Source organism: Flexivirga sp. YIM B11880 (assembly GCF_058148645.1).
On the sequence record NZ_JBMAMH010000001.1, the window covers coordinates 701,619 to 717,034 of the forward strand.

Sequence of the window (15,416 nt, forward strand, 5' to 3'; positions counted from 1 at the left end):
GAGGCGTAAACGACGTTCCTGGTCGACGCAATGCAGTCCGAACCAAATGGATCGGCAGACCTCCCACCATGAGCCGCTTTGCTATCTAGGTGCCGCGACCCGTTGCCCCGGCGACATCCTTCACGATCGCCAGGCGGTCTGCAGCGAAACCGTGATCACTCAAAGTGCCGGTTTCGACACCTGCGACGCTGCCGCAGTTCCACCCGGCGACGCTCGACGGGTGTGTGCTTCCTGGTGGTTCTCTGCGCCCCCGGTGCCACGCCGGAAGCGCGGCATACCGCCGCCAGGTTCGTGGGTGCGTCACCGGTCTGAGGAACGTAGCGTCGTTGGTGTCCGAGTGCCCGACCCGCGCTGGCGGCGAGCGGGTTTCGGACGTCATCTTCTGCGCCGCAGGGTGACCTCATGTCCGCAACCACCATCGTTTCGCCGTTCCAACCGGCGACAATGTCGGCCGCCCACTTGGCGGCAGTCTCCTTCCTCGCCCGATACTCCGGCCGAACCCACACCCTCTACGCCTTCCAACTACGAGAATGGTTTACCTGGTGCGAGACCAACGGCCTGGAGCCGTTGACCGGCATCCAACGTGCCCACGTCGAGCTCTACATCCGCAGCCTCGGAGAACGCGGCCTGATGGACTCCTCGATCAACACGATGATGCACGCCGTGCGCGGATACTTTCGCTTCGCGCACATTGACGGTCTCATCGGCTCCGACCCAGCCGTGTACGCGCGATTGCCCAAGATCCACCGCGACGAAACCCGCACCCAAGGGTTGGACCGGCTCGAGCTAATCCGCTTCCTGCAGGTCGCCCAAACCATTACCGTGCACCACGGCGCCCTCGCGTATCTACTGGGCATCAACGCGTTACGCGCCTCTGAAGCGGCCGCCGTACGGATCGAGGACTACACCGACACTCTGCGCGGGTACCGGGTGCTGCACCTGGTCGGCAAGGGCAACAAGCCAGCGACCATGCCACTGACCGTCCCGGTACTACGGGTGCTGGAAACCTGCCGCGGCCAGCGCACCACCGGCCCCCTGATCCTGCGACCACTCTCCGGGAAACCCATCGACCGTCGCGACGTATACCGGATGGTCACCCGCATCGCTCATGCCGCCGCGATCCCACGACACATCAGCCCACATTCGCTGCGCCACGCCGCGATCACCAACGCCCTGGACGCCGGAGTCCCGTTACGAGACGCGCAGATCCTGGCCCGGCACGCCGACCCACGCACCACCGAACACTACGACCGCGCCCGCGGCAACCTCGACCGCCACGGCGTCCACTTCCTCACCGCCTACGTCGCCGGCGTCTGAGCAACCACTCGGCGACGCCGGATCCGCCCAGATAGACCAGTAGGCGAAGCGTTGCGTGGCACACAAGTACTGAAAGTCCACATATGGTAGGGTGTATGTATGGATAGTGACTCGGAACTGCTCAGCGTCCGCGAGACCGCCCGTCGGCTTGAGGTGCACGAGAACACCGTGCGGGCGTACGCCAGGCAGGGACTGCTCCCGGACGCGCGGGTGCCGGGGACGTCGTTTTACAAGTTCCGCGCGAGCGACGTAGAGCGTCTCAAAGCGCAGCGTGGAGCGCCGGCCGTGAGTCTCACCGCCGAACGACGAACTGCCAGTCCCGAACTTGCGACAGCAAGCCAGCTCGCGCTGTGGCCCCAGACCAATGCTCGCCAAGCTCAGGATCGGCTTCCAGAGTTGGTGCGCAGGCTGTTGTTCGAGACGCCCGGGGCTGGCCAGATATCGATTCGGACTAGGGATGGAGTCGCCCTGGCCGGTAAGGACGGCGTAGCGACCCTCGAGGGGCAGACGCAACTGTTGCCGGCCGGACAGATTTGGTTCGAGTTCGGCACCGACAAGGACCCTAAGCGCAAAGCCACCAAGGACTACGACGAACGAAAGGGCGAGGCATCGCAAGATGTGACCTTCGTCTTCGTGACAGTCCGTCGTTGGCAAGGCAAGGACACGTGGGCCGCCGAGCGACGAGCCGAGCAACTCTTCAGGCACGTCCTCGTCCTCGATGCGGATGACCTCGAAACCTGGCTGCAGGTTGCGCCCGCCGCGCACCTGTGGATCTCGGAAACTCTCGGTCTTCGACCCCGGGACGCGCTGACTCTGGAGGCTTGGTGGGCCCGCTCTTCCGCTGCGACCGAACCGGCTCTTCCGCTGAAGCTCTTCATCGCCGGGCGAGCTAAGGAGGCCCAGCAATTGCGCTCACTGCTTGGCGAGGAGCCGAGGATTACGTCGATCCAGACCGAGTGGGTAGACGACGCCTTGGGGTTTCTGCACGCGTGCCTCACGCCCGACGACGATTATTCGAGTGAGCCCGCCGCCGTCACAATCGTCCGGTCGACGGACGTCTGGGATCGAATGGTGGCACTCCCCGGGCCCGGCATCTTGGTGCCCGACTTCGACAATGCAGAGGTGACCCGCGCCCTCGCTAGCGGTAGGCATGTCGTGTCCATCGTCGATAGCGGCTCTGCCGTGCGCCGCAGCGTCGACATTCGCCTGCCGAGGGTTGGCCGAAACGAGGCGGCCGAGGCCTTCCGAGCAGGCGACGTCGAATGGCGCCAAGCCGATCGCCTCGCGGTACTTGCTCGTCGGAGTATGCCCGCATTGGCGCGCCGCCTTTCGCGCTCACCCCGCGTGCAGCAGCCCGCGTGGTCTCAGCCGCCGCTGGCCGACACGCTCGCCGCACTGATGCTAGCCAGTCGTTGGACCGATCTACCCGAGGACCTGCACCTCCTAAGCGAACTGGCCACCGCCCCCCTGGTCGAACTGCAGCGCGCCATCGCCGACGCCAGCCGCGGATCCGATCCGGCGATCCGGAATGTGCGGAACGTCTTTGTATTCACCTCCTTGGAGGAGGCGTTCCTCGAGTTCGGCAACCGGGTGTCATCAGATCTGGCGTCGCGATGGGCAGAGATCGCAACCAGCGTTCTTCTGGACCCAAATCCCTATGAAGGCCTCACTTCACACGAGCGGATCGCGGCTCAAATGAAGGGACAGCGCCGAACCTACTCGCCTGCCCTGCGGCGCGGCATCGCCGACAGTCTCGCCCTGGCAGGAGCGATCGAATCAGTCCCCGGTGGCACCAACCACGCTTCCTCAGTGGCCGAACGCGTCGTACGCGACGTGCTGCGTCAGGTCGTTGCCGGCTCCGAGGGCCACACCTGGGGAGCGATCGCCGACGTGCTTCCCCTTCTTGCCGAGGCCGCTCCTGACACCTTCCTCTCGGCGCTCGAAGATGACCTTGCAACCAGCGAGCCGACCGTCGGCCGCATGTTCCAGGCTATTGACGATCCGCTGGCACTGGGGCCGTCGGGTCAACAGCATCACCTGTTGTGGGCCTTGGAAGTGCTCTGCTGGTCGCCGGGCCACCTCGTTCGCGCAACACAAATCCTGACCGCACTCTGCCGCTACGACCTGCCGAAGAACTCCGGCAACACTCCCCTCGCAAGCATGTCGACCGTCCTTTGCGGTTGGATTCGGAACACCGGCGCAGATCTTGCGACCCGGCTCCAAGCGCTCGATGCGTGCCGGGTCGTGAGCGCGACGACAGGTTGGGCTTTGCTCAAGGCGCTGTGGCCCGACAGCAATGCCTGGGTCTCGCCGCCCAATGAGCCGCGCTATCAACTCTGGAAGCCCCCCAGCGACCGGATGCCGAACAGCGAATGGTTCGCGTTCGCGACGAGCCTGGTCGACCGAGCACTCGAATGGGTCAAGGCCGACCGCACCGCCCTGCCCTGGCTTGTGGAAGCGCTCTCCACGGTTGGCCCAGACGAAGCGAATCGGATCATCGAGTTCCTCGAGGAGGAAGCATCGCGGAGCGACTTGGATGAAGACGTTCGACTAGCCCTGTTCGAACAGGCCCGAGAGACCGCAGCGCGGCACGAGCGATTCCAAGACGCCGACTGGGCGATGCCAGCGGAGCGACGCGCCCGCTTACACAACCTGGCCGAATTGCTCCAACCCGCTGATGACCTACGCCAGTTCGCATATCTCTTCAATTGGCACCCCGACCTGCCGGATGCAGACCTGAATGACTACGAGCACTACCGGACAGCGCTGGAAGCCAAACGGCGCGAAGCACTTGACCTCCTGTTTGCCCGCCCCGACGCTTGGGAACAACTCGCCGCAGTGACGGCCCGGACTGAGGCTCCGACACAGGTCGGTTGGGCGCTGTCAACCTACGAGCCGGTTGATGCTCTCGGCACCATGCTGGAATGGCTGGCATCGGAGAGCGCAGCGCTCCAGGGAGCCGCCGCGACGTGGGTCCGTAGCCACCTCGCGGTCGATGGGCCAGCGGATCTCAGGCGAGCGCTCGAGCGGGGCGACGCGGGGAGCGAGGCCCTGAAACGATTCGTGCTCAATGTCCCGACGGCGAGCCGGTTTTGGGAGATTCTCCGCGAGTTCCCAGATGCTGAAGCCCTCTTCTGGTCCGAGGCGCCTTTCGAGGTCGTTCCCCATGAAGATCTCATTGGAGCTATCGAGTTGCTCCTTGAGCGAGCACGAGCTTGGTCAGCGATTGCGATCGCAAGCCACGGCATCTTCAACCCGACAGCAGACCAAAAAAAGCATCTCCCGAGCGCCACGCTGGTCCTATCCGTCTTGCGCGCGGCGATCACCCAGGACCCGGGTGGGGCGGGGATATCACAGATGACCGGCCACTACGTGGGGACATTGCTGGACTACCTAGCCGCAGCCGACGTGTCGGTTGCCGACTTGGCATCTCTGGAGTTCGGCTATTTCAGGATCCTCGAGCACAACCGCGAGCCACGCGCCCTCAACCGGGCACTTGCCTCGGACCCCGCCCTGTTCGTAGATCTCGTTCAACGAACGTTCCGGGGTGCAAACGAGCCTCGCCGTCAGAGCAAGAGCGCGGATCCGCTAACTGAGCACGCTTGGTGGGTCCTTCGCGGTTGGCACGGCTTCCCGGGACGACAGGAGGACGGCACACTTAGTGAAGCCGCGATGCAGGAGTGGATCAGGCAGGCTCGTCTGCAACTATCCGACCTCGACCGAGCGGACATCGGTGACGAACTGATCGGCCAAACCTTTGCCCACGCGCCGGTCGACGCCGACGGAATCTGGCCACCAGTTCCAGTTCGAGATCTCATCGAGTCGATCGGGAGTCGCAACCTAGAGAATGGCGCAATCACCGGCCGACTGAACAACCGTGGTATTACCTGGCGTGGTGCCTACGACGGCGGCAGCCGGGAGCGAACACTGACTGAGCAGTACAAGCAATGGAGTCTGGCGGTCCAGGTGCAGTGGCCACGAACTGCACGAATTCTGCGCGCCATAGCAGAGTCGTACGAACGGGACGCCATCCGTGAGGACCTACGAGCCCAACTGGACCAAGACTTGGACTGACCTAGCTGGCAACCTAGCGATGAGCGCCATGGCCGTCGCTGCAGTCGTCGCCGATTTCCGGCACGCCCGAGGTCCGCCTCTGCCATGAACGATCGTTCTCCGACCTGCGTCACACCGCCGCGAGGGACGCGCTTTACTGGCAAGTGCCGACTTCGTCATCGACGACGCCCAAGGCCATTCGGACGAGTGACTCCAGGAGTGGTTCACCGTGCCAACGGGTGGCGGTCAGGTCGTGACCCCACATCGCCGTCGGTTGGATTAGCGGCCGCTTAGCTGTCACGCGGGCACCGAGTCACCCGGGAAGCTGACGCAGGCGAACACCTCGCAGCTCATCATGCCGGCCTGGACGCACGGGTCGTCGGCCACGATCTCCTCGGCTCGCTCCGGCGGCACGGTCAGTATCGCCATCCCGGCCAGCGTGTCGGACAGGACCGGGCAGAGGATCGCGATCACTCCGTCCGCGCGCAAGCCCACCATGCGTCGCTGGTGTTCCAGCTCGATGGCGTCGGTCCCGTCGCGGTGGCGGTCCGGCGTCCACCGCAGCTGCACGAGACTGAACGGTTTGGCCGACGCCGCCACCTCCTGGATCCGTTCATCGGTGACTTTCGCGCTCATCGGCTCACATTCCGATCTGCTCGTGGTCGACCTCGATCAGGCCGACGACGCGCTCGACCTCCCGGCCATACGGACCGCCGATGTACTTGGTGGCGATCTCGTCCACCAGCTGCCAACCCTGTTCGCCGGCCAACCATCCGACGAGCCGCCCGCGGAGTATGACGGGCGAGAACGGCTGGTCCGGCGGGGTGAGCGAGATCGCGACCCTGGGATCGCGGCGCAGATTGCGCGCCTTCCGGGAATCCGGCCCGGTCATGATCGCGACCCGGTCACCGACGGTGGCGATCCAGACGGGGACCGAGTGCGGCGATCCGTCGGGCAGTGTTGTCGCCAGGTGGGCGATCGGGGTGCCGTCGAGCACCGAGCGAAGGTCGTTGCTGAGCATCGTTGTTCCTTACTTGTCGATCCGGTAGTGCAGGTGTGTGACACCGCGGCCGGCCACCACGTCGATGAGCGTGAGCGGGATCTGCTGGGAGAGTTGCCCGAAGAACGGCCGGCCTTGGCCGAGCAGGACGGGCACCTGGTGCAGGATCAATTCGTCGACCAGGCCGGCCTCCAGCGCGGCGGTCACGGTGACGCCGCCCTGGATGCCCACGTCCTTGCCCTTTGCGAGTTCCGTGCCGCGCGCGATGCCCTCCTCGATCGAGCCGGTGAAGACCTGGCGCGGCGACTCGGCATACTCGCTCGGCTGCGGGCGGTGGCTGACCACGACCATCGGGGCGGTCGGGTGCGGGCTGCCGCCGGCGAAGCCCTCGCAGTCGTCGTAGGTCGTGCGCCCGGTGACGACGGCCCCCACCCGATCGGCGAGTTGCTGGTAGACGGCGGCGTTGCCGGCCTCGCCATACCAATCGAACAGCACGCTGCCTTCGCCGAGCTCGTGGCCGGGCCGAGGGTTCCTGCCGGTGATGTAGCCGTCGACCGAGACCGCCAGCGCCGCGAAGACCGTGCTCATGCCGTTCCTTTCAAAGTTCCTTGAAGAGACGCTCAGCACGCTATCGCATCAAGTTCCTTGAGGGAACCCCAAATGCTAGATTGAGGGTATGCAGCGCACCCAGTTCGGCGAGATGGCCTGCTCGATCGCGCGGACATGGGACGTGATCGGCGAGCCCTGGTCGGCACTGATCGTGCGCGACGTCTGGGTCGGCATCCGCCGGTTCGATCAACTGCAGGCCGACCTGGGCATCTCCCGGAAGGTCCTCACCGAACGCCTGAACCACCTGATCGACCGCGGTGTGCTCGAGCGACGACCGTATGGCGCCCGCCCGCGCTTCGAATATCACCTCACCGAGAAGGGGACCGAGCTGCTCGACGTGCTCATGGTCATGGTGCGCTGGGGCGATCACTGGCTGGCCGGCGAAGCCGGACCGCCGGTGCTGTACCGGCACCACGCCTGCGGCCAGATCGCCGACGTCGACACGCGCTGCAGCAACTGCGGCGCCCGGATGCACGCCGACGACGTCGACGTCCTCCCCGGGCCGGGATCGGCCCGGTGACCTCGACAAGCATGACCGCCAACGGGACGGCGGTCGTCATCGAGCAGCAGCCCTGAGTGCTACGCGCCGCCCGCGGAGACGATGGCGTCGGTGAGGAAGCCGGCGAGCAGCCCGATGAGCAGGCCGTAGGCGACCAGGTCGGCGCGCTTCGCACGGGCGGCGACGCCCAGCAGTTGGGCGATGACGTAGACGATGGAGCCCGCGGCCAGGGTCAGGAAGACGACGCTGACCGGCTCGGAGGTGAAGTTGTAACCGACGGCGGTGCCGACGAAGGTAGGGCCGCCGCCGATGGCGGCCATCGCCAGCAGGAAGCCCCAACCGGGCCGATCCGCGTCACCGTCCCGGTTGGCCGTCATCGGCGCCACGATGCCGAACCCCTCGGTGGCGTTGTGCAGCGCAAAACCGATCACCAGGACGGTGGCCAGCGCGATCGCGTTGCTGGCCGCCGCCTGCCCGATCGCCAGACCCTCGGCGAAGTTGTGCAGCCCGATCCCGACCGCGATGAGCAGCGCCATCCGACGTGCAGCTGACCAGCCGGCCGGGCCGCGCCCCGGCGCCGGCTTCTCGGTGATCGCCATGGCGCCCGGGCCGGCGTGGGCGGTGGTGCGGGTCGCTCTGAACATGTAGCGGTCGTATGCCACCAGGCCGAGCAGCCCGACGCCGAGCCCGCCCGCGAAGAGCGCGCCATACCCGACCGCCCGGCCCACACCCCCGTGTCCGGCATGTATGTCGCCCAGCGCGGCAACGATCGGTTCCCACGCGGCGGACAGCACGTCCCAGAACAGGAACATCAGCACGCCGACCGCGACCGCGTTGAGCACAGTGCGCAAGGACGGCGCGGGCCGACGCAACCGGCCGATGGGCAGGCCGAGCAGGATGGTCACCCCGGCGATGAAGCCGAGGAGCAGGGTCGCCGGGAAGCTCATATGCAGCATCGTACCTGCCGATTAGGTATGCCAAACCTAACGAAAGCTGAACGCCGGTCACGGTGCCGCGCACGACCAGGCATCCCGTCAATATCCGCACCGTCCGCGTTAAGAACGCGTCAAGATCCTGGTCGGCCGGATCATCGTCGACCGACGCTGAGGACATGAGACGAAATGCTCCGGATGCCATGGCGACTCGGCCCGCGAGGTCGCGATGACCTCGGGCACGGCGGATGCCCTGAAGCGACTGGTGGTCGGCCGGGCGCTGGCCAGTCACCGGCTCGGTGACACCCTGCTGCCGAAACGCCTGGCGCTGCCGGTGTTCTGCTCGGACCCGATCTCGTCGGTTGCGTACGCGACCGAGCAGATCCTGCTGGTGCTGGGCACGGGCGGCGCCGCGTCGCTGCTCGGCCTGTCGATCCCCGTCGCGGCCGCGGTCGCGCTGTTGCTGGTCATCGTCGTCGCGTCATACCGGCAGACCTGCTTCGCCTACCCGTCCGGTGGCGGCGCGTATGTCGTCAGCCGGGAGAACCTCGGCACCCGGCCGGCGCTGGTCGCCGCGTCCGCGCTGCTCGTGGATTACGTGATGACCGTTGCGGTCTCGGTCGTCGCCGGGGTCGTCGCGATCACCTCGGCGGTGACCTCGCTGGCGCCATACGCCGTCGAGCTGTCGGTGGGTTTCGTGATCCTGCTGGCCGTCATCAACCTGCGCGGAGTGAAGGAGTCGGGGACCGCGTTCGCGCTGCCGACCTACGCGTTCGTCGCGCTGACCCTGCTGTTGCTCGGCTCGGCCACGGTTCGCGCCCTCGTCAGCGGCATCCCGCAGGCCCCGAGCGCCCAGCTGACCCTGGTGCGTACCGAGCACGTCGGCGGTGTGTTCACGCTGTTGTTGTGCCTGCGGGCGTTCTCGTCCGGCTGTACGGCGCTGACCGGCGTGGAGGCGGTGAGCAACGGTGTCCCGTCGTTCCGCAAGCCCAAGAGCCGGAATGCCGCGATGACGCTGACCATCATGGGCGGTCTCGCGGTGATCATGTTCGTCGGCATCACGGCGCTCGCGCTGGCGACCCACGTGCGCGCCTACCCGACCGGAAACCCCTCGGTCATCAGCCAGATCGCGCAGACCGTATGGGGCCGCGGGCTGCTCTATTACGCCTTCCAGACGGCGACCGCCACGATCCTGGTGCTGGCGGCCAACACGGCGTTCAACGGGTTTCCGACCCTTGCCTCGATCCTGGCGCAGGACGGGTTCCTGCCCCGGCAACTGCACAATCGCGGCGACCGGCTCGCCTTCAGCAACGGCATCCTCCTGCTCGCCGCGGTCTCCGTCGCTCTCATCGTCGGGTTCGGCGCGAACATCGACGCACTGATCCACCTCTACATCATCGGTGTCTTCACCTCCTTCACCCTGTCCCAGGTGGGCATGGTCCGGCACTGGAACGGCGAGCTGGCCGGCGTCACCGCCGGGGCCGCCCGCCGCCGGATGCGGCGCGCGCAGATCGTCAACGCCGTCGGTGCGGCCGCGACCGCGCTGGTGCTCGTCCTGGTGGTCGTCTACAAGTTCGCCGGCGGTGCCTACCTGGCGATCGCGGCCATGCTGGTGCTGTTCTTCGTCATGCGCGCGATCCGCCGGCACTACGAGCGGATCCGGGCCGAGCTGGTCCCCGGGCCGGCCGGTGTGCTGCTGCCGAGCCGGAACCACGCGGTGGTCCTGGTCTCCAAGATCCACGCGCCCACGCTGCGCGCGCTCGCCTACGCCCAAGCCACCCGGCCGAGCGACCTGACCGCGCTCACCGTCGCGGTCGACCCGCACGAGGTCGAGACGCTGCGTGCCGAGTGGGACGCGCGGGAGATCCCGGTCCCGCTGACGGTCGTGGCCTCGCCGTTCCGCGAGGTCACCCGGCCGGTGCTGGACTACGTCAGCCGGATCCGCCGGGACAGCCCGCGGGACGTGGTCACGGTGTTCATCCCCGAGTGTGTCGTCGGCCACTGGTGGGAGAACCTCCTGCACAACCAGAGCGCGCTGCGGCTCAAGGGGCGGCTGCTCTACCAGCGCGGCGTCATGGTGACGTCGGTGCCGTTCCAGTTGCAGTCGTCCGGTTCGCTCGTCCGGCCGACCGCCCGCAAGGACGACGCCGCCCCAGCCGGAAGGTGAGATCCTGGGACCGTGTCGACTCCGCAGCGAGTGGCGTCTCCCGAGCACGGTGTCCGCGCTCTCCCCGAGGCGACCGGTGGCCTGTCTCGCACCCGTCGGGCGCTCGCGGGCGGGGTGCTTGTCGTCGGGCTGCCCGCCCTGACGGCGCTGATGGTGCCGCACCGCGACTCGGTGTCCTACGCGACCCCGATGCTGCTGGTGCTGATCCTCGTGGTGACGGTTGCGCTCATCGGCGGCATCTGGACCGCTCTGCCCGCCGCGGTCGCCGGCGGCTTGGTCCTCAATTGGTTCTTCACGCCACCGTTCGGCACCCTCGCCGTCGACCGCTCCGATCAAGGGCTGGCCCTCGTGGTCTACCTCGGTGTCGCGGTCGCGGTCAGCGTGATCGTCGATCTGGCGGCGCGGCGGACGGCCGAAGCAGCCCGCGCCCGGGCCGAGGCACGCGAGCTCAGCTCGCTGGCCGGTTCGTCCCTCGTGGGCGCAGACTCGTTGCCGGACCTGCTCGAGCGGGTGCGCACGACGTTCGGGATGCAGCGCATCAGCTTGCTCGAACGAAGCGGCGAAAACGCTTCGGATCATTGGGTGGTCGTCGAGTCGATCGCCGCCGGCACACCCGATCCGCAGCACGTCGAACTCCGGGTGCCGGCCGGCAGCGAACTCGTCCTCGTGGCACACGGTCCCGAGCTCTTCGCCGAGGACAAGCGAGTGCTGCGCGCGTTCGCCGACGCGGCGGCGACCGCACTGGAGGGTCGCCGACTCGCCGCCCGCGCCCAGCAGAGCGCGCAACTCGAGGCGGTCAACCGGCTGCGCAGCGCGTTGCTCGCGGCCGTCGGGCATGACCTGCGGACACCGCTCGCGGGCATCAAGGCGGCGGTCAGCAGCCTGCGCCAGACGGACGTCGAGTTCACCGCTGCCGAACGCGACGAACTGCTGGAGACGGTCGACCTGGCCACCGACCGGCTGCAGCAGCTGCTGGCCAACCTGGTCGACGCGTCGCGCGTGCAGGCCGACGCCGTGCCCGTCCAACTGGAACCGACCGGCGTGGCCGATGTCGTCGGGGGAGTGATCCGCACGCTCAACCCCGCAGACCGGCAGCGGCTCGACGTCGAGCTGCCGGCCGAGTTGCCGGACGCCGCCGCCGACCCGGGACTGTTCGAGCGGGTCGTGGCGAACCTGCTCAGCAACGCGTTGCTCCACACGTCGGCGGACCGACGGGTCGCGATCGTCGCTCGGGCCGGCCGGACGAGTGTGGTGTGCGACATCGTGGACCACGGCCCGGGCGTTCCGGCGGGCGACCGTGAGGCGATGTTCGCGCCGTTCCAGCGGTTCAGCGATCGCGCACCGGGCGGGATCGGGCTCGGCCTCGCGGTGGCGCGCGGTTTCACCGAAGCGATGTCCGGGACGCTGGAGCCACTCGAGACGGACGGTGGGGGATTGACGATGCGGATCACGCTGCCGCAGGTGCGCTTCGCTGTCGCGCCGGACCGGCATACATCGGCACCGACGGTGCAGGCGCCGTGACCAGGATCCTGGTCGTCGACGACGACGAAGCGCTCGCCCGCGCGCTCCGGATCAACCTACGCGCCCGCAAGTATGACGTCGACGTCGCGACGACCGGTGCGGGCGCGTTGCGCGCCGCCGCCCAGCGACCGCCCGACCTGGTGATCCTCGACCTCGGTCTGCCCGACCTCGACGGGACCGAGGTGATCGCCGGCCTCACCGGCTGGAGCACCGCTCCCATCCTCGTGCTGTCCGCGCGGGAGACCCAGGCGGACAAGGTCGCAGCTCTGGATGCGGGGGCTGTCGATTTCGTCGTGAAGCCGTTCGGGATGGACGAACTGCTGGCTCGCGTCCGGGCCGGCCTGCGACGCTCCCCGTCGCCCGGCACCCCGGTCCTGCGCACCGCCGCGTTCACCATCGACCTGGACGCGAAGATCGCGACGCGCGACGGTGCGACCGTGCACCTCACCCCGACCGAATGGCGGCTGCTCGAAGTGCTCGCCCGCCATCCGGGCCGGCTCGTCGGGCACCAGAAACTGCTGCAGGAGGTGTGGGGCCCGGCATACGACGAGCAGACCAACTACCTCCGGGTCCACATCGCCGCGCTGCGCCGCAAGCTCGAACCCGATCCCGCGGCACCCGCGCACCTGCTCACCGAGCCGGGCATTGGCTACCGCCTCGAGCCGGGCCCGGGAGGCGGGGCTTAACCCCTGGTCCGCGTGCGCTGTAGACGGAGCGCGGCCGCATCCGCTGCGTCAGTGGAAGACGACCGTCCGGCCGTTCCCGAGCAGCACGCGGTGCTCGCTGTGCCAGGCGATCGCCCGGGCGAGCACCTGAATCTCCACGTCGCGGCCCCGCGCGATCAGGTCGTCCGGCCCGAGTGAGTGCTCGGCCCGCGCCACGTCCTGCTCGATGATCGGGCCCTCGTCCAGGTCCGAGGTGACGTAGTGCGCGGTCGCGCCGATCAGCTTGACCCCGCGCGCATACGCCTGGTGATAGGGCTTGGCGCCCTTGAAGCTCGGCAGACAGGAGTGGTGGATGTTGATCGCGCGCCCGGACAGCCGCTCACACAGCCCGTCGGACAAGACCTGCATGTAGCGCGCCAGCACGACCAGGTCGATCGACAGGTCGTCGACCAGCGCCAGCAGCTGCGCCTCCGCGTCGGCCTTGGTGTCGGCGGTCACCGGGATGTGGTGGAACGGAATGCCGTATGACGTGACGAGGTCCTCGAACTCGCGATGGTTCGACACCACGGCCGGGATCTCGATGTTCAGCGCGCCGATCCGGTTGCGGTAGAGCAGGTCGTTGAGGCAGTGCCCGAACTTGCTCACCATCAGCAGGGTCCGCGTCGGCTCGGACGAGGCGTAGAGGTGCCAGTCCATCTGGAAGGGCTGGGCGATCCGGCCGAAGTCGGCGCTCAGTGCCTCTGCGTCGTCGCGGAGCAGGCTGAACTGCACCCGCATGAAGAACAGACCGGAGTGGGGGTCGTCGTACTGCTGGCTCTGCCGGATGTCGGCCGAGTGCTGGACCAGGAAACTGCTCACGGCGAAGACGATGCCCGGAGTGTCCTTGCAGGTCAGCGTGAGGACGTATTCCGACAGCTGCGGGGTGTTGTCCATTGCGCTCCTTCAAACTGTGCGACATGCGCAACACGATGTACCATGCGCAACAGTGTCAGACCGGTTGTCGCCCTGTCAACGCTTCGTTCGGCGCACGAGGTCCCGGCAATGTGACCCTTGACACATCGCCGAAGCCCCGTCATGGTTGCATATCGAGCAATCATTCTCGCGATAAGCAACACCGCACTGCGATGTCCTACGACGGGAGAACCGATCCGTGGCAACCCTCTTCATCGACGGCGAGTGGCGTAGCGCCGTCGCCGGCGGGACCCGCCAGATCTGCTGTCCCGCCGATGGCCGTCCGGTGGTCGTTGTCGACGAGGCCGGCCGCGACGACACGGTCGCCGCGATCCAGGCCGCCCGGGCCGCGTTCGATCACGGGCCGTGGCCCCGCCTCCCGGAGCGCGAGCGCGGCCGCATCCTGTCGACCGCCGCCGACCTGCTGGTGGCGCGCAAGGACGAGTTCGCCCGCGCCGAGTCGCTGGACACCGGCAAGCGACTTGTCGAGGCCGAGTACGACATGGACGACATCGTCAGCTGCATGCGGCACTACGCGGGCATCGCCGGCACTCAGGCAGGACGTGTCATCGACACCGGACGCACCGATGCGATCAGCCGGGTCGTTTACGAGCCGGTCGGCGTCTGCGGACTCATCACGCCGTGGAACTACCCTCTGCTGCAAGCGATCTGGAAGGTCGCGCCGGCGCTGGTGGCGGGCAACACCTTCGTACTGAAGCCCAGCGAGCTGACGCCCTCGACGTCCGTGCTGCTGATGGAGATCCTCGCCGAAGCCGGTATGCCGGCCGGCGTCGGCAACCTGGTCCTCGGCGCCGGCGCCGACACCGGTGGCGTGCTCGCCGAGCACCCGGACGTCGACCTGGTCTCCTTCACCGGCGGGCTGCACACCGGGCGCACGGTGATGGCGGCCGCGGCGGCGACCGTCAAGAAGGTCGCGCTCGAGTTGGGCGGCAAGAATCCCAACGTGGTGTTCGCCGACGCGGACCTCGACCTCGCGACCGACATGGCGCTCACCGCGATCTTCCTGCACTCCGGACAGGTGTGCTCGGCCGGTTCTCGGCTCATCGTCGAGGAGTCGCTGCACGACATACTCCTCGAGCGGCTGGTTGAGGGCGCCGGGCAGATCCGGCTGGGCGGCCCGTTCGACGCGGACGCGCAGACCGGCCCGCTGATCTCCGCAGCACACCTGGCCAAGGTCGAGCAGTATGTCGCGGACGGCATCCGCGAGGGCGCCCAGCTGCGCTGCGGCGGCCGGCGACCCACCGACCCCCGGCTGGCCGACGGATTCTTTTACCCGCCAACGATTCTCGACGGCTGCGACACCAAGATGCGCGTGGTCCAGGAGGAGTCGTTCGGACCGGTGCTGACGGTCGAGACGTTCCGGACCGAGGACGAGGCGGTCACGATCGCCAACGACACGAAGTACGGGCTCGCCGGCGCGGTGTTCACCGCTGATGTGAGCCGGGCGCAGCGAGTCGCTCACGGGCTGCGGCACGGAACGATCTGGATCAACGACTACCACCCGTATGTGCCGCAGGCGGAGTGGGGCGGTTTCAAACAAAGCGGCATCGGCCGCGAACTCGGCGAAGCGGGCTTGGACGAGTACCGCGAGGCCAAACACATCTGGCAGAACATCGATCCCCAGCCGCAGCACTGGTTCCCGACCGCGGACACCGATCCGCAGCCGGCCCCCTGAGCGCGG

The 15,416-nt window shown here is 67.6% G+C and carries 12 protein-coding genes; 7 read left to right on the forward strand and 5 right to left on the reverse strand.

All coding sequences use genetic code 11. The features are described from left to right. Nucleotides 1-402: 402 nt before the first annotated feature. Nucleotides 403-1,317: a tyrosine-type recombinase/integrase gene (locus ACN8HC_RS03295; RefSeq protein WP_490073432.1), complete on the forward strand. Its 915-nt coding sequence runs from the start codon at nt 403-405 to the stop codon at nt 1,315-1,317. A gap of 99 nt (nt 1,318-1,416) precedes the next feature. Next, on the forward strand, nt 1,417-5,391 hold the full coding sequence (locus ACN8HC_RS03300) for a helix-turn-helix domain-containing protein (protein WP_490073433.1): 3,975 nt from the start codon (nt 1,417-1,419) through the stop codon (nt 5,389-5,391). Between the two features lie 276 nt (nt 5,392-5,667). Here the strand turns inward: ACN8HC_RS03300 and ACN8HC_RS03305 are convergent, their stop codons facing one another. From ACN8HC_RS03305 to ACN8HC_RS03315, 3 genes are read right to left on the reverse strand one after another with little or no spacing between them, the layout of a single operon-like run. After that, the gene (locus ACN8HC_RS03305; protein ID WP_490073434.1) at nt 5,668-6,006 is read right to left on the reverse strand and encodes a YciI family protein; all 339 of its coding nucleotides are present in this window, start codon (nt 6,004-6,006) and stop codon (nt 5,668-5,670) included. Between the two features lie 4 nt (nt 6,007-6,010). Then, entirely contained in the window at nt 6,011-6,391 is a 381-nt protein-coding gene (locus tag ACN8HC_RS03310) for a TIGR03618 family F420-dependent PPOX class oxidoreductase (protein WP_490073435.1), read from the reverse strand. A gap of 9 nt (nt 6,392-6,400) precedes the next feature. Next, nucleotides 6,401-6,958 (reverse strand): dihydrofolate reductase family protein, encoded by a 558-nt coding sequence (locus ACN8HC_RS03315; protein WP_490073436.1) that lies wholly within the window; start codon nt 6,956-6,958, stop codon nt 6,401-6,403. Nucleotides 6,959-7,046: 88 nt separating this feature from the next. Between ACN8HC_RS03315 and ACN8HC_RS03320 the strand changes: the two genes are divergently transcribed. Beyond that, complete coding sequence (locus ACN8HC_RS03320) at nt 7,047-7,499, forward strand: winged helix-turn-helix transcriptional regulator (RefSeq protein WP_490073437.1); 453 nt, start codon at nt 7,047-7,049, stop codon at nt 7,497-7,499. Between the two features lie 59 nt (nt 7,500-7,558). On the opposite strand, the gene ACN8HC_RS03325 is transcribed toward ACN8HC_RS03320, so the two are convergent. Further along, nucleotides 7,559-8,425 (reverse strand): ZIP family metal transporter, encoded by an 867-nt coding sequence (locus tag ACN8HC_RS03325; RefSeq protein ID WP_490073438.1) that lies wholly within the window; start codon nt 8,423-8,425, stop codon nt 7,559-7,561. A gap of 214 nt (nt 8,426-8,639) precedes the next feature. Here ACN8HC_RS03325 and ACN8HC_RS03330 point away from each other — a divergent pair, with 214 nt between their 5' ends. Genes ACN8HC_RS03330 through ACN8HC_RS03340 form a run of 3 tightly spaced genes read left to right on the forward strand, consistent with a single transcriptional unit; the run spans nt 8,640 to nt 12,784 of the window. Next, nucleotides 8,640-10,577: an APC family permease gene (locus ACN8HC_RS03330; RefSeq protein ID WP_490073439.1), complete on the forward strand. Its 1,938-nt coding sequence runs from the start codon at nt 8,640-8,642 to the stop codon at nt 10,575-10,577. 12 nt (nt 10,578-10,589) lie between these two features. Beyond that, nucleotides 10,590-12,098 (forward strand): sensor histidine kinase, encoded by a 1,509-nt coding sequence (locus tag ACN8HC_RS03335; RefSeq protein ID WP_490073440.1) that lies wholly within the window; start codon nt 10,590-10,592, stop codon nt 12,096-12,098. Continuing rightward, entirely contained in the window at nt 12,095-12,784 is a 690-nt protein-coding gene (locus tag ACN8HC_RS03340) for a response regulator (protein ID WP_490073441.1), read from the forward strand. Before ACN8HC_RS03335 ends, ACN8HC_RS03340 begins: the two co-directional genes overlap by 4 nt. A gap of 48 nt (nt 12,785-12,832) precedes the next feature. On the opposite strand, the gene purU is transcribed toward ACN8HC_RS03340, so the two are convergent. Continuing rightward, nucleotides 12,833-13,696 (reverse strand): formyltetrahydrofolate deformylase, encoded by an 864-nt coding sequence (purU, locus tag ACN8HC_RS03345; protein WP_490073442.1) that lies wholly within the window; start codon nt 13,694-13,696, stop codon nt 12,833-12,835. A gap of 217 nt (nt 13,697-13,913) precedes the next feature. Here purU and ACN8HC_RS03350 point away from each other — a divergent pair, with 217 nt between their 5' ends. Further along, entirely contained in the window at nt 13,914-15,410 is a 1,497-nt protein-coding gene (locus ACN8HC_RS03350) for an aldehyde dehydrogenase family protein (protein WP_490073443.1), read from the forward strand. Nucleotides 15,411-15,416 lie beyond the last annotated feature (6 nt).